Genomic DNA, 13,564 nt, shown 5'->3' with positions numbered 1-13,564 from the left:
CACGCCCGCGCGGGCGCTCAGAACTGGGCGGCCTCGGTGGACTCGTGCAGGGCCAGCGTGGACGCAGCGCCGCCCGAGATCACCTGGGCGACCTCGTCGAAGTAGCCCGTCCCGACCTCGCGCTGGTGGCGGGTCGCGCTGTAGCCGAACTGCTCGCCGGCGAACTCGGCCTGCTGGAGCTCGGAGTACGCCGCCATCCCCCGGCGCTGGTACTGGCGGGCGAGCTCGAACATGCTGTGATTCAGCGAGTGGAACCCGGCGAGGGTCACGAACTGGAACTTGTACCCCATCGCGCCGAGCTCGCGCTGGAACCGGGCGATCGTCGCGTCGTCGAGGTGCTTCTTCCAGTTGAACGAAGGCGAGCAGTTGTAGGCGAGCAGCTTGCCCGGGAACTGCTTGTGGATCCCCTCCGCGAAGCGCTTCGCCTGATCGAGGTCCGGCGTCGAGGTCTCGCACCAGACGAGGTCCGCGTAGGGCGCGTACGCGAGCCCGCGCGCGATGGCCGCCTCGAGGCCGCCCTTCAGCACGAAGAAGCCCTCGGGCGTGCGCTCCCCCGTGACGAACGGCTTGTCGCGCGGGTCGACGTCGGACGTGATCAGCTTGGCGCTGTCGGCGTCGGTGCGGGCCACGAGGACGGTCGGTACGCCCATGACGTCGCTGGCGAGGCGGGCCGCGATCAGGGTGCGGATGAACTGGCTGGTCGGAACGAGGACCTTGCCGCCCATGTGCCCGCACTTCTTCTCGGAGGCGAGCTGGTCCTCGAAGTGAACGCCCGAGGCGCCCGCCTCGATCATGGCCTTCATCAGCTCGAACGCGTTGAGCGGCCCGCCGAAGCCCGCCTCCGCGTCGGCCATGATGGGCGCGAGCCAGTAGCGCCCCGCCTTGCCCTCGGCGTTCTCGATCTGGTCGGCGCGGAGGAGCGCCTGGTTGATGCGGCGCACGAGCGTCGGGACGCTGTTCGCCGGGTACAGGCTCTGGTCGGGGTACATGGTCCCGGCCTCGTTGTTGTCGGCCGCCACCTGCCACCCGCTCAGGTAGATGGCCTTGAGCCCGGCCCGGACCTGCTGCATCGCCTGGTTGCCGGTGAGGGCGCCGAGCGCCGCCACGTAAGGCTCGGAGTGCATCAGGTTCCAGAGCCGCTTGGCGCCGAGGGTCGCGAGCGTGTAGTCGATACGGACGGTGCCGCGGAGGCGCGCGACGTCCGCCTCGGAGTACGGGCGGACGACGCCGCTCCACCGGCCCGGGACGGTGTCGCTCGGCGGCGCGTGCAGGGAGTCGGCGGAGATCGGCGTGTTCAGCGGGAAAGCAGCGGACATGACTGGGCTCCTAGTGCGTTGGGGTTTGGGGCGGCAGCGGCCGCTGTGTCGACGTCAAACGAAGCGCGCCGGGCTTCACGAGCGCCGCTCTCCGGCGGTGGAGATCAAGAGCTCGTAAGCAGGCAGCGTGAGGAACTCCTCGAAGGTCTCTCCGATCGACAGCCGCTCGAACAGCGCGCGCGCCTCGGCGAAGCGGCCGCCGTCGAAGCGCGCCGGGCCGAGCGCACCGCGGAGCGCGGCCATCTCGCCGTCCACCGCCGCGCGGAAGCGCTCCACGGTGAGCGGCTGACCGTCGTCGAGCGTCGCCCCGTGGCGGATCCATTGCCAGACCTGCGTGCGGGAGATCTCCGCGGTGGCCGCGTCCTCCATCAGGTTGTAGAGCGGGACGCAGCCGAGGCCGCTGATCCACGCCTCGAGGTACTGGACGCCGACCCGGATGTTGTGGCGCAGGCCCGCCTCGGTGCGCGCGCCCTCCGGGACGCGCAGCAGGTCGGCCGCCGAGACGCGGACGTCCTCGCGCTTGCGCTCGATCTGGTTCGCGGCCGGCATGTGCGCGTCGAACACCTCGCGCGCGAGCGGCACGAGCCCCGGGTGCGCGACCCAGGTGCCGTCGTGTCCGTCCTTCACCTCGCGCAGCTTGTCCGCGCGCACCTTGTCGAGCGCCGCGCGGTTCGCCTCCGGGTCGCTCTTGATCGGGATCTGCGCCGCCATGCCGCCCATCGCGTGCACGCCGCGGCGGTGGCACGTCTTCACGAGCAGCTGCGTGTACGAGCGCAGGAAATGCTGCTCCATCGTCACCTGCGAGCGGTCCGGCATCACGCAGGCGGGGTCGTTCCGGAGCTTCTTGATGAAGCTGAAGATGTAGTCCCAGCGACCGCAGTTGAGGCCGGCCGAGTGCTGCCGCAGCTCGTGGAGGATCTCGTCCATCTCGAACGCCGCGGGCAGCGTCTCGATGAGGACCGTGGCCTTGATGGTGCCGATGGGGAGGCCCAGCGCCTCTTGCGCGAACACGAAGACGTCGTTCCAGAGGCGCGCCTCCAGGTGACTCTCCATCTTCGGCAGATAGAAGTAAGGCCCGGTACCGCGGCGGACGAGCTCACGCGCGTTGTGGAAGAAATAGAGTCCGAAATCGAAGAGCCCGCCCGGCAGCGGCTTGCCATCGAGCTCGACGTGCTTCTCCGGGAGGTGCCAGCCGCGAGGGCGCACGAGCAGCGTCGCCAGCCTGTCCCCGAGGGCGTAACGCTTGCCGGTCGCCGGGTCGTCGTAACGGAGCTCGCGCCGCGCCGCGAGCCTCAGGGCCGCTTGCCCCTCGATGAGGTTCTTCCACGTGGGCGACGTGGCGTCCTCGAAATCGGCCATGAACACGCTCGCGCCGGAGTTCAGCGCGTTGATGATCATCTTGGGATCGACCGGACCCGTGATCTCCACGCGCCGGTCAAGCAGGTCGTCGGGCAGCGGCGCCACCGTCCAGTCGCCCTCGCGCACATCCCGCGTCCCGGGGAGAAAATCGAACCGCTCGCCCGCGTTCAGCCGCTCTTGCACGGCGCGCCGCCGGGCGAGCAGGGCGGGTACCCGGTCAGCGAACTTGCGCCCAAGACCGGAGAGGAAGCGAAGGGCCTCTGGCGTGAGGACGGACTCGTCGCCCCCGACCCGAGGAGCGAGCAAGCGGACGCTTGCGATCTCATGATTCTGGCTCATCCACATCTCCTGCAACGCTGCGCGTCGTTACAAGCAACCTATGTTTGTCGACGAGGTTTCAGCGTCAACTTCGCTCTGAAATGCAGGCGGATAACGATGTAGACGAAAGGGCTTTACAGCTTGTTAACGTGTAAACTATTGTAAATTTCCACCAGGCGAGCTGCGCCTACATTTCATCCAGGTTGTCCTGGTCACGTCGGGAGGGTCCCCATGGCCGATGCACCTCTTCTTGGAGCCAAGGTCCGCGCGCTCCGGCGTCGCGAGCACATGACGCAGGTCGATCTGGCGGAGCGCCTCGGTGTCTCGGCGAGCTATCTGAACTTGATAGAGAACAACCGGCGTCCGCTGACTGCGCCGCTGCTCATCCGGCTCGCCCAGATATTCCAGCTCGACCTCCAGAACTTCGCGTCGGAAGAGGACGTCCGGCTCACGGCCGATCTCCACGAGGTGTTCGGCGACCCTATCTTCGAGAGCCACGGGCTGACGAACGCGGATCTGCGCGAGCTCGTCGCGGCGTCCCCGAACGTCGCGCGCGCGGTGCTCACGCTCTACCGGACCTACGCGACGACGCGTGAATCGCTGGATACGCTGGGAGAGCGGCTGGCGGGGGACGGGTTCGTCGCGGTCGACAACTCGCGCCTACCGTCCGAGGAGGTCAGCGATCTCATCCAGCGCCGGATGAACCATTTCGCGGAGATCGAGGAAGGCGCCGAGGCGCTCTGGCGCGAGGCGGAGCTCGACGCGGACGACGTCTACCGCGGCCTCGTCCGGTACCTCCACGCGACGCGCGGCATCGAGGTGCGCATCGTCCGGGTCGCGGACGAGCGCCAGGCGATGCGGCGGTACGACCCCGACAGGCGCGTGCTGAGCATCTCCGAGGTGCTGCCGCCCCGGAGCCGCAGGTTCCAGCTCGCGCACCAGCTCGGCCTCCTGACGCAATCGACGGCCATCGACCGCATCCTGCGCGACGAGAACCTCACGACCCCGGAGTCCCGCGCGCTCGCCCGCGTCGCGCTGGCCAACTACTTCGCCGCCGCCATCCTCATGCCGTACCAGCCGTTCCTGGAGGCGGCGCGCGCCGAGCGCTACGACATCGAGCTCCTCGCGCACCGGTTCGGCACGAGCTTCGAGCAGGTGTGCCACCGGCTGACGACGCTCCGCCGGCCGGGCGCCGAGGGGGTGCCGATGCACATGGTCCGCATCGACATCGCGGGCAACATCTCGAAGCGCTTCAGCGGCTCCGGCATACGGTTCGCGCGGTTCAGCGGCGCGTGTCCCCGCTGGAACGTCCACGCCGCCCTGATGACGCCCGGCATGATCCGGATCCAGCTCTCGCAGATGCCCGACGGCGCCGTCTACTTCTGCATCGCGCGCACCGTGCGCAGCGACCGCGGCGGCTACCACGTCCCCCACACGGTGCAGTCGATCGGCATGGGCTGCGACGTCCGCTATGCCCGCGAGCTCGTCTATGCCGACGGGATCGACCTGGACAACATCGGCGCGGCCGTGCCCGTCGGCGTCACGTGCCGGACCTGCGAGCGCCTCGACTGCGCCCAGCGCGCGCTGCCGGCGCTGCAGCACCCGCTCCGCCTCGACGAGAACCGGCGGGGCGTCTCGTTCTACGCGTCGGTCGACAAGTGAGGCGACAAGTGAGGCGAGCCCGCGGCCGCCCTGCGCCGCGCGCCGGGGCGGCCATCGCGCGGCGCGGGATCGCCGGCGGCCCGCTCAGCTGGGCCGCCCGAGCAGCTCGTTGAGCGTGGCCACGAGCCGGGCCACGTCGATGGGCTTGACCATGTGCTCGTGAGCGCCGGCCGCCCGGCTCTTCTCACGATCGTCGTCCCCGCCGAATCCGCTCACCACGATCACCGCCCGCGGCCTGTCCGCGAGCGACGCGACAAGCTCGACGCCGCTGCCGTCGGGGAGCGACACGTCCGTCACCAGGGCGTCGACCGCGCTCCCGGCGAGCATCGAGCGCGCTTCCTCGCACGAGCGCGCCACGAGCACGCGGAAGCCGCGGCGGCGGAGCGCCATGCCGAGCAGCGCCGCCGTGTCGTCGTCGTCGTCGAGCACCAGCACGTGCGGCAGCTCCGCGCTCATCAGGCCCCCGCCTTGCGATCGGCCGCGTTCAGCGGCCACTCCAGGGTGATCTGCGTCTCCGCGCCGACGCGGTCGGCCCGCGCCTCGCCGCCGTGCGCCTTGAGCACGCCGTCGATCACCCGGACGGGCAGCCCGCCGTCGGCGAGCGGATCCGCGTCCGGCGCGAGCGCCGCCTCGAAGAGCTTCTCCACCGAGGCCGCGCTCGAGTCGCTCGTCAGCACCACCCGCGCGCGATCCCCATGGGCCGCGAGCGCCACCACGACCCGCGCGCGGGCGACGTTCAGGACGAGCATGAGCGCGTCCGAGAGCGCCGCGGTCATCGACGCTGCGTGCGCGAAGCCGCGCACGGGGGCGAGGTCGAGCGCCACCGTGACGTCGCGCCGCCCGTAGACGAACGACGCCTCCGCGACGGCCTTCTGGACGAGCGCCTCGAGGTCGAGCGGCTGCGCCTGGGCGTCGAGCTGCCGCGACAGCTCCGACGCGGCGGTGTAGCGGTCGGCGAGGCGCAGCAGGCGGCGCACGCCCCGCCGCGCCATGGTGAAGTACGCCGCGTTCTGGGCGGTGGCCTCGCCCCCGAGGACGCTCTCCAGCTCGTTCAGCGCCGTGGCCACCACCCCGGCGGGCCCGCGCACGTCGTGCCCCGCGCGCGCGAACAGCTTGTAAATCGAGTCGGACAGCCCCTTTTCGCTCATTCGTTACGCCTCGCCTCGCGCTCCGCCTCAGCTCAACGAGGAGCTCGCCGAGCCCGGCGAAGAGGCCGCCTTGTCTGGGCCCTCGTCCCCGCCCGAGCCGTCCTGCTCCCCGTAGCGCTCCAGCTTGCGGTAGAGCGTCCGCCGGTCGAACCCGAGCATCTGGGCGGCGCGCGACTTGTTGCCGCCGACGAGCGCGAGCACGCGCTTGATGTAGCGCTTCTCGAGCTCGTCCATCGTCATGATCTCCGCCGGCTCGTCGACGGCGACGACGAAGCGGTCGGGCCGGTAGGCCTGGACCTTCTCCGGCAGGTCCTCGACCGTGATCTGCTCGAAGCGGGCCAGCGCCACCGCGCGCTCGATGCTGTTCTCGAGCTCGCGCACGTTGCCCGGCCAGTTGTACGCCGTGAGCTTCTCCGCGGCCGCGGTCGAGAGCGAGAGCACGCCCTTGCTGCTGCGGGACGAGAACTTCTCGAGGAAGTGCATCGCGAGGTGGAGCACGTCGGTGCCGCGCTCGCGCAGGGGCGGCAGGTCGATCTTCACGACGTTGACCCGGTAGAAGAGGTCCTCGCGGAAGCGCTTCTCGTACACCTCGGTCTCGAGGTCGCGGTTCGTCGCCGTCACGATGCGGGCGTCGAAGGGGATCTCGGCGTTCGAGCCCACCGGCCGCACCTTGCGCTCCTGCAGCGCGCGGAGCAGCTTCGGCTGGACCTCGAGCGGCATCTCGCCGATCTCGTCGAGGAAGATGGTGCCGCCGCTGGCCTCCAGGAACAGGCCGGTGCGCTGGGTCTTCGCGTCGGTGAAGGCGCCGCGCGCGTGGCCGAAGAGCTCGCTCTCGAGGAGCGCCTGGGGCACCGCGGCGCAGTTGACCGCCACGAAGGGGCCGGACCGGCCGCTGGCCTCGTGGATCGCCCGCGCGATGAGCTCCTTGCCGGTGCCCGTCTCGCCGTGCACGAGGACCGAGGCGTCGCTCCGCGCGACGCGCCCGATCAGATCGTAGACGCGCTTCATCGCAGGGCTGCGCCCGACGAGGCCCTTGGTCTGCTGGACGTCGTGGGCCGCCTCGCGCAGGCGCTTCACCTCCGAGCGGAGGCGCCGGTGCTGGACGGCGCGCGAGACCGTCAGGCCGAGGAGGTTCGCGTCGAGCGGCTTCGTGACGAAGTCGAACGCCCCGGCGCGCATGGAGGAAATGGCGGTCTCCATGCTCCCGAGCGCCGTCATGACGATGACGAGCATGTCGGGGCGGGCGCCGAGGATGCGCTCGCAGAGCTCCAGACCGCTCATCTCGCTCATGCCGACGTCGGTCAACACGACGTCGAAATCGTCCTCGCTCACCAGCTCGAGCGCGCTCTTGGCCGAGGTGCGCGCCGCGACGGAGAACTCCTGCCTCTTGAGGAGGGCTTCGACCAGATCGCACGTCGCTTCGTCGTCATCGACGACGAGTATCCTGCCGCTCATCGCGTGTCCTTCCCCGGCAGCTCTTCTAAAGGTCGACCGCTGCCTGCACTTGCAGGGAACGTGCCACGGAGAGTCCGCGCCATCAAGCCCAGTCCGCTCCTCGCCGACGTCCTTCGAACGTGACGTTTCGCCACAGGTGCGCGTTCTTGCCCCATCCTGGATGGCACCGGCCGCGCGCAGCGGCCGGGCGGGCCGCCGCCGACGGGGCCAGCGAGCGCCGCTGCGCCCGAGGCGCCACGGCCGGGAGGGGGCTCACCGACCCGCCGGTCCTCCACGGATCGGCACGGGCCGGCAGCGCGCCTTTTCGTGGCGCGTGTCGCGCGCCTCCGACGGGGCACCCGGGCGAGGGGCCGCTACGGAGGCATCGCCGCGGTCCCCCGCGGACGACGCGCCTCTCTCGATCGGACGGCACCGCCTGCCGGCAACAGCCGAGTTCGCCCGGGCTCCGGGAGCCATGGCGAGAGGCGAAATTCCACATCGATATTCCCTGTCCGGCGACCAGCGTCTCTTCGCATCCGGAATAAACCTAATCGGCACGGTGATTGCTTGAGTGCGCATCATGCAGAAGAGGGGGCGTGAGGGGGGCTCGCGCGCTCGCGGGCCTCGCCGCTGACGCTGCGCGCGCTGCGCGACGGCGCCATGTCGCCCCGCTGAAGGCTCGGCGCGTCGCCGCGGGCCCTCGGCCGAGGCCGTTGCGTGCGCTGGTCGCGAACGAGCGCGACGATCTCCTTTTCACTCCGATGAACGGCAGCCCATCCACCTCGATGAACAACAACCTGACGTCCGGTCCTTGAGAGGAGAATGCATGAAGGCGACACAGCTCTTGAAGGGGCAACACCGCGAAGCCGAGAGGCTGTTCGATCTGGCCCTCTTGACCACAGGCGATGTCCGGGGAGCGACGGACGAGCTGACCAAGCACCTCCTCGCCCACATGCTCGCCGAGCAGGTGGTCCTCTTCCCGGAGCTGCTCGCCATCGAGCCGGACCTCATCGGCGGAGCTTGCGAGGAGCATACGATCACGCGGTTCGAGATCCGCCGCGTCGTCGGCACGGCGCCCGAGGACCCGAGCTTCAAGGCCAGGCTCGCCACCCTGAAGGAGCTCGTCACGCACCACGCCGAGGAGGAGGAGCGGGACCTCTTGCCGAGGATCGAGGCGGAGCTGACCGAGGACACGAACGAGCGTCTCGGCCGGCAGATGCTGGAGCTCTTCGAGGCGCTCATCGCCCACTCCCGCCGCCCCCACGCGTCGAGCCACGCCCCGCTCCGCACGGCGAGGGCGGCCTGACGGCCGACGCCCTCCTCCGGCGGGTGGCGGTGGATCAGGGGCCGGTCGCGGGCGCGTCGCCGGGGCCGGTCGGGCCGCCGTGCGCGGGTCCGTATCCATGGGACTCGCCGTAGCCGAGATCCTCGGGGACCATGGGGTCCGCCGGGCTCGACGGAGCGGTCGAGGCGGGGCTCCGGGCGTCGTTCGTGACGAGCTCGTAAACGCCGCGCTCGAGCTCCACCTCGTCGAGGGCCGAGCCGCAGGCCCGGCAGGGCGTGGCCGCCGTCGACACGAAGACGTACCGGCGGCCACAGGCTTTGCATCGGAGCTCGCGGATCATCGCTGCTCACCCGGTTCAGTTGGGTTGACCTCGCCGCGCCGCTTCCTCGGCTTCGCGCAGCTCGTCGCCCTCGGGTCCGTCGAGCGCGCGGGCGGCCTCCTCGGCGTGCTCCTTGATATTGCCGGCCTTCACCGACTTCTCCACCCCTTCCCGGTAACGCCGATCGGCCGTGCGGTTGCCCTCTCCCTCGATGTCCGCCGGCGGGGTCTGCTGAGTGGCCTTCTGATTCGCCATCGTGTCCTCCTCGTGTCGAGCTTTGCTGGGCTCAGGCGAGCTTGCATCAAACGCGCCGCTTCACCGCCTGGATCGCGCGGTCCAGCTCTTCCACGCGCTGGTAGACGCCTTGTTTCACCCGGTCGAGGGTCTCGCCGCTCGCCGCGTCGAGGTCGCGCAGGCTCCTGCGGACCGCCTCCGACTTGTCCTCCACGTCCTTCATCAGCCTGCCGACCTCGTCCTTGGGCAGCTTCTTCTCGGCCTTCTCGCGGAGCTCGACGGCATCCTTCTCGAGGTCCTCGATCCTGCGCGACGTGGACGCGCGCACGTCCGCGCGCGCCTTCGCCAGCTCCGCCTCGGCCTCTGCGGTCTTCTCCTGGGCCTCGGCGGCGGCGTTGTTGAGCTTCTCCGCGGCCTGGCGGAGCGCGTCGTCGGTGGCCCGCTCGGCCTTCTGGTCGATCTCGGCGACCTTCTTGTCGAGCTCGGTGGCGACCTCCGCCGCCTTCTGCTGCGCCTCGCGCTGCGCGCGCTCGGCCTTGGTTTGCGCGTCCGCCGTGGGAGACTCGCAGCCCACGACGGCGCTCATGACGATGGCGATAGGCAGGAATGTTCGGACGGTCAACATGATGATCTCCTCTGGTCTGCGGTCGACGCGCGACCTTGCGTCCGGGCGAGCGCCCGGCGCGACACGGACGCCCTATCGACGCCGCCCGGGACGGGCCTCATGGCGCGATAGATGGGTCGATCCGCGGGCATTGCGACAGACGTGCCATGCGGAAGCATGGATACCGCTCGGCCTGGCGAGGCATGTCGCCCCGATCGTGGCCTCCGAGCACGTGCGATCCGCATGGCGTCAGGTCGGGGCGCGTCGGCCGAGCGCGAGGGAGACGACCGCCAGGACGAGGAAGATGACGAAGAGCAACTTCGCCACCGAAGCGGCGCTCGCCGCGAGGCCGCCGAAGCCGAGGATCGCAGCGATGATCGCCACGACGAAGAACGCGACACTCCAACTGAGCATGATAACCTCCTCATTGGGTGAATGACTGGGTGAATCACTGGGTGGATGAATGTTCCAGCGCTTCGATGCTGCGTTGTTGCAGCGATTGCAGCGGTTACGCCGTTACGGCGTTGCGCTGTTACGTCGTTGCAGCCGACGTGCCGCGACATCGCGAGTTCCCCGGATCCGCGGAGCGCCCGGGCGCCCCGGCGGCTCGCTGCAGATGCCGCCGCACGACACGGGCGGGCGGGGTAGCTGCGGCAAATTGCCTCACTCGTGACGTCGCGCACCGCGCATCATCTCGTTCATCGGCTGGCCGATCTCGGCACAACGCTTGCTCACGCCTGGGCTTGTGCTGGCGAGGTGGAAGTCAGGCTCAGCTCAACGCCGGTGTCGAGATCGACGCCGACGGAGAGCCGGCCGCGGCTGTCTCAGGAGGGTGGCGGCCGGCCGTCCGAGGCTGGGTGAGCCGCGCTGGCGGCAGTGCGCCTTGTGGCGGTCGGTCAGCTCTCCGAAGATACAGTGCTCGCCGATGCCACCCGCGCCGCCGATCGCCCACCGTCGCTCGCCGCTCGCTGCCCAGGCCCCCTGACGGCGACGTCTGCCGAGGTCGGGCTCCCGACGCGAACGATCCGATCATGACGATCCCGCTCTCCACGCTCATCAGGACCCGCCGCGAGGCCATCATCGAGCGGTTCGTGGGCGAGCTGCGCAAGCGAAGCGCCGCGGTGCGCAACATGCCGAAGCCGCTCATCATCAACTCGCTGCCGAGCTTCCTCGACGAGGTGGCCGCCAGCATGGAGCAACGCGCATCGACGGCGGGCAGCAAGGAGGCCGCGCGCGAGCACGGCGAGATGCGCTGGGAGCACGGGCTCGACCTGGGCGTGATGGTCCGCGAGTACGGCGTCCTCCGGCAATCCATCCTCCGCGAGCTGGAGGAGGCGGGGTTCACGCCGGATCTGCGGGAGATCGAGGCGCTCTCCGAGCGCGTGGACGCGGGCATCGCCCAGGCGGTAACCGAGCACACCCGACTCCAGCTGGAGGCGATCGAGACCGAGCGCAGGCGCACCGAGATCGAGCGAGGCAGGAGCGGCTCGCTGCTCTCGCAGGCGCCCGCGCCGATCTGCTTCCTCAAGGGCGAGGCGCTCGTGTTCGAGCTCGCGAACCCGCTCTTCTGCCGCATGGTCGGCCGCGACGATCTCCTCGGCAAGCCGCTCGTCGACGCGGTCCCGGAGCTGCGCGGGCAGCCGCTGCACGCGCAGCTCGAGGCCGTCCTGGCGAGCGGCGAGCCGAGCGTGGCGAGCGAGATCCCGGTGCGGATCACGCGCTGGACCGGCGAGACGGTCGAGCGGCTGTACAACGTCCTGTGCAAGCCGGTGCGCGACGTGGGCGGCGCCGTGGAGGGCGTCATGCTGACGGCGTTCGACGTGACCGAGCAGATCGGCGCGCGCCGGAAGGCGGAGCGGCTCGCGCTCGAGCTCCAGCAGAGCGTGGCCCAGCGCCTTCGCGCCGAGCAGGCGCTCCGCGTGAACGAGGAGCGCTTCCGCAAGGCGCTCCGGGGGTCGCCGGTCATGGTGTTCACCCAGGACCGGGACCTGCGCTACACGTGGATGCACAACTCGTTCGGCAAGTCCGAGCGCGAGGTGCTCGGGAAGACCGACGGGGAGGTGCTGGAGGACCCGGAGGCCGCGAGGTCGCTCGATCGGACGAAGCGCGACGTGCTCGCCAGCGGCGTCGGCCAGCGGCGCGAGATCGCGGTGCGCGCCGGCGGGCGCACCCAGCACGTCGACGTCTCGATCGAGCCGCTGGCCGATGATACGGGCGAGATCATCGGCATCACCTGCACGGCGACGGACATCACGGAGCGGAAGTCGATCGAGCAGGCGCTGCGGGCGAGCGAGGCGAGGTTCCGCACCGTGCAGGAGGCGTCGCCCGACGGGTTCATGATGCTGCGCAGCGTGCGCGACGCGTCCGGGGCGATCTCCGACTTCGAGTGGGTCTACGTGAACCCGGCCACGGGGCCGATCGTCGGGGGCCGGGGCAAGGATCTGGAGGGCAAGCGGCTCTTGATCGAGGTCCCTGGCAGCGCGCTCGCGAGCGCGTTCGACGCGTACGCGCGCGTCGTGGAGACCGGGGAGCCCGCGCGGGTCGAGCTCTTCTGCGCGCACGATGGCGCTCCGCGGACGTTCCGCGCCATCGCCGTGGCGCTGGGCGACGGCGTCGGGCTCTCGTTCCACGACATCACGGAGGAGAAGCGCACCGACGCCGAGCGCGCCCAGCTCCTCCAGCACGAGCAGCGCGCGCGCCAGCACGCCGAGCAGCTGAACCGGCTCAAGGACGAGTTCCTCGCGACGGTGTCGCACGAGCTCAGGACGCCGCTCCAGTCGATCCTGGGCTGGGCGCGGATCCTCCGGACGGGCGAGGTGGACGCCGAGTCGCTCGAGCGGGGGCTCGCCACGATCGAGCGCAACGCGAAGGCGCAGTCGCAGCTCATCGAGGACGTCCTCGACGCCTCGACGATCCTCGCGGGGAAGCTGCAGCTCCGGACCGATCCGGTCGACGTACGGCAGGTGCTCGCCACGGCGCTCGACCTGGTGCGCCCGGCGGCGCTGGCGAAGGGCGTCGCGGTCGACACCTCCGTCGCCGACGACGTGGGCATCTTCCTCGGCGACGCGGAGAGGCTCCAGCAGGTCGTCTGGAACCTGCTCACGAACGCGGTGAAGTTCACGCCGTCCGGGGGCCGGGTGCGGGCCCTCGCCCGGCGCGTCGAGGCGACGCTCGAGGTCGAGGTCGAGGACAACGGCGAGGGCATCCCGAAGAGCTTCCTGCCGTTCCTGTTCGAGCGGTTCCGGCAGGCCGACGGGGGGATGACCCGGGCCCACGGCGGGCTCGGGCTCGGCCTCGCCATCGTGCGTCACCTGGCGGAGGCGCAGGGCGGCAGCGTGCACGCCGAGAGCGACGGAGAGGGCAAGGGCGCGCGCTTCCGGGTCCGGCTGCCGATCCGCGCCGACGCGCCCGCGGCGCCGCCGTCCCCGCAGCGCCGGGGCGGCGAGGCGCCGGGGGGCGCTGCGCGGCGCGTGCTCGAGGGCATCCGGGTCCTCGTGGTCGACGACGAGACCGACGCCCGCGAGCTGCTCGGCATCATCTTCGTGCGCGCCGGGGCGACCGTGAGCGAAGCGGCCTCAGCTGGCGCGGCGCTCGAGGCCCTCCACATGGGCGAGTTCGACGTGCTCGTGAGCGACATCGGCATGCCGGGTGAGGACGGTTACGCGATGATGCGGCGGCTGCGCGCCCTGGGGACCGACGTCCCCGCGAGCGGCATACCGGCGCTCGCGCTCACCGCATACACGCGCATGGAGGACCGCCGCCAGGCGATCGCCGCGGGCTTCCAGATGCACCTGGCCAAGCCCATCGAGCCGAACAGCCTGGTGACCGCGGTCGCGCACCTCGTCGGCCGCGCGGGCAAGCCTGGTAGCTGGCCGTAGCGCCGTA

The 13,564-nt window shown here is 70.6% G+C and carries 12 protein-coding genes; 3 read left to right on the top strand and 9 right to left on the bottom strand.

Translation table 11 applies throughout. The annotated features are described in order from the left end of the window. Nucleotides 1-17: 17 nt before the first annotated feature. Together aceA and aceB are read right to left on the bottom strand one after the other, a co-directional pair. Nucleotides 18-1,316, bottom strand: a complete 1,299-nt coding sequence (gene aceA, locus WMF46_RS46750; protein ID WP_437547590.1) for an isocitrate lyase — start codon at nucleotides 1,314-1,316, stop codon at nucleotides 18-20. Nucleotides 1,317-1,391: 75 nt separating this feature from the next. Then, nucleotides 1,392-3,014 (bottom strand): malate synthase A, encoded by a 1,623-nt coding sequence (gene aceB / locus WMF46_RS46745; protein ID WP_437983161.1) that lies wholly within the window; start codon nucleotides 3,012-3,014, stop codon nucleotides 1,392-1,394. Nucleotides 3,015-3,224: 210 nt separating this feature from the next. Between aceB and WMF46_RS46740 the strand changes: the two genes are divergently transcribed. Further along, nucleotides 3,225-4,655: a helix-turn-helix domain-containing protein gene (locus WMF46_RS46740; protein WP_437983160.1), complete on the top strand. Its 1,431-nt coding sequence runs from the start codon at nucleotides 3,225-3,227 to the stop codon at nucleotides 4,653-4,655. Nucleotides 4,656-4,739: 84 nt separating this feature from the next. On the opposite strand, the gene WMF46_RS46735 is transcribed toward WMF46_RS46740, so the two are convergent. Genes WMF46_RS46735 through WMF46_RS46725 form a run of 3 tightly spaced genes read right to left on the bottom strand, consistent with a single transcriptional unit; the run spans nucleotide 4,740 to nucleotide 7,258 of the window. Beyond that, a complete protein-coding gene (locus WMF46_RS46735; RefSeq protein WP_437983159.1) occupies nucleotides 4,740-5,111 on the bottom strand; it encodes a response regulator in 372 nt (123 codons plus the stop codon). Continuing rightward, complete coding sequence (locus WMF46_RS46730; RefSeq protein WP_437983158.1) at nucleotides 5,111-5,803, bottom strand: histidine kinase; 693 nt, start codon at nucleotides 5,801-5,803, stop codon at nucleotides 5,111-5,113. Before WMF46_RS46730 ends, WMF46_RS46735 begins: the two co-directional genes overlap by 1 nt. Before the next feature lie 27 nt (nucleotides 5,804-5,830). Next, a complete protein-coding gene (locus WMF46_RS46725) occupies nucleotides 5,831-7,258 on the bottom strand; it encodes a sigma-54-dependent transcriptional regulator (RefSeq protein WP_437983157.1) in 1,428 nt (475 codons plus the stop codon). Nucleotides 7,259-8,063: 805 nt separating this feature from the next. On the opposite strand from WMF46_RS46725, the gene WMF46_RS46720 reads away from it, so the two are divergent. After that, entirely contained in the window at nucleotides 8,064-8,543 is a 480-nt protein-coding gene (locus WMF46_RS46720) for a hemerythrin domain-containing protein (RefSeq protein WP_437983156.1), read from the top strand. A 34-nt stretch (nucleotides 8,544-8,577) separates the two neighbouring features. On the opposite strand, the gene WMF46_RS46715 is transcribed toward WMF46_RS46720, so the two are convergent. From WMF46_RS46715 to WMF46_RS46700, 4 genes are all read right to left on the bottom strand, one after another. Beyond that, a complete protein-coding gene (locus tag WMF46_RS46715; protein ID WP_012241329.1) occupies nucleotides 8,578-8,862 on the bottom strand; it encodes a hypothetical protein in 285 nt (94 codons plus the stop codon). Between the two features lie 15 nt (nucleotides 8,863-8,877). Then, complete coding sequence (locus WMF46_RS46710) at nucleotides 8,878-9,096, bottom strand: hypothetical protein (protein WP_437983155.1); 219 nt, start codon at nucleotides 9,094-9,096, stop codon at nucleotides 8,878-8,880. Between the two features lie 46 nt (nucleotides 9,097-9,142). Next, a complete protein-coding gene (locus tag WMF46_RS46705) occupies nucleotides 9,143-9,700 on the bottom strand; it encodes a hypothetical protein (RefSeq protein ID WP_437983154.1) in 558 nt (185 codons plus the stop codon). Nucleotides 9,701-9,928: 228 nt separating this feature from the next. Continuing rightward, nucleotides 9,929-10,093, bottom strand: coding sequence for a DUF1328 domain-containing protein (locus WMF46_RS46700; protein WP_012241326.1), 165 nt, complete (start codon nucleotides 10,091-10,093; stop codon nucleotides 9,929-9,931). Nucleotides 10,094-10,710: 617 nt separating this feature from the next. Here WMF46_RS46700 and WMF46_RS46695 point away from each other — a divergent pair. Then, a complete protein-coding gene (locus tag WMF46_RS46695) occupies nucleotides 10,711-13,557 on the top strand; it encodes a PAS domain-containing hybrid sensor histidine kinase/response regulator (RefSeq protein ID WP_437983153.1) in 2,847 nt (948 codons plus the stop codon). Nucleotides 13,558-13,564: the final 7 nt, after the last annotated feature.

Source organism: Sorangium sp. So ce117 (genome assembly GCF_051524395.1).
Classification (GTDB): domain Bacteria; phylum Myxococcota_A; class Polyangia; order Polyangiales; family Polyangiaceae; genus Sorangium; species Sorangium cellulosum_B.
Note: the sequence above shows the minus strand (reverse complement) of the source record. Positions and strands in the feature narration are given on the sequence as shown.

What these genes read in the sequence shown, in the direction of transcription:
- WMF46_RS46725 (WP_437983157.1), bottom strand. Translation starts at nt 7,258, where the DNA reads ATGAGCGGCAGGATACTCGTCGTCGATGACGACGAAGCGACGTGCGAT.
- aceA (WP_437547590.1), bottom strand. Translation starts at nt 1,316, where the DNA reads ATGTCCGCTGCTTTCCCGCTGAACACGCCGATCTCCGCCGACTCCCTG.
- WMF46_RS46740 (WP_437983160.1), top strand. Translation starts at nt 3,225, where the DNA reads ATGGCCGATGCACCTCTTCTTGGAGCCAAGGTCCGCGCGCTCCGGCGT.
- WMF46_RS46730 (WP_437983158.1), bottom strand. Translation starts at nt 5,803, where the DNA reads ATGAGCGAAAAGGGGCTGTCCGACTCGATTTACAAGCTGTTCGCGCGC.
- aceB (WP_437983161.1), bottom strand. Translation starts at nt 3,014, where the DNA reads ATGAGCCAGAATCATGAGATCGCAAGCGTCCGCTTGCTCGCTCCTCGG.
- WMF46_RS46710 (WP_437983155.1), bottom strand. Translation starts at nt 9,096, where the DNA reads ATGGCGAATCAGAAGGCCACTCAGCAGACCCCGCCGGCGGACATCGAG.
- WMF46_RS46715 (WP_012241329.1), bottom strand. Translation starts at nt 8,862, where the DNA reads ATGATCCGCGAGCTCCGATGCAAAGCCTGTGGCCGCCGGTACGTCTTC.
- WMF46_RS46695 (WP_437983153.1), top strand. Translation starts at nt 10,711, where the DNA reads ATGACGATCCCGCTCTCCACGCTCATCAGGACCCGCCGCGAGGCCATC.
- WMF46_RS46720 (WP_437983156.1), top strand. Translation starts at nt 8,064, where the DNA reads ATGAAGGCGACACAGCTCTTGAAGGGGCAACACCGCGAAGCCGAGAGG.
- WMF46_RS46735 (WP_437983159.1), bottom strand. Translation starts at nt 5,111, where the DNA reads ATGAGCGCGGAGCTGCCGCACGTGCTGGTGCTCGACGACGACGACGAC.
- WMF46_RS46700 (WP_012241326.1), bottom strand. Translation starts at nt 10,093, where the DNA reads ATGCTCAGTTGGAGTGTCGCGTTCTTCGTCGTGGCGATCATCGCTGCG.
- WMF46_RS46705 (WP_437983154.1), bottom strand. Translation starts at nt 9,700, where the DNA reads ATGTTGACCGTCCGAACATTCCTGCCTATCGCCATCGTCATGAGCGCC.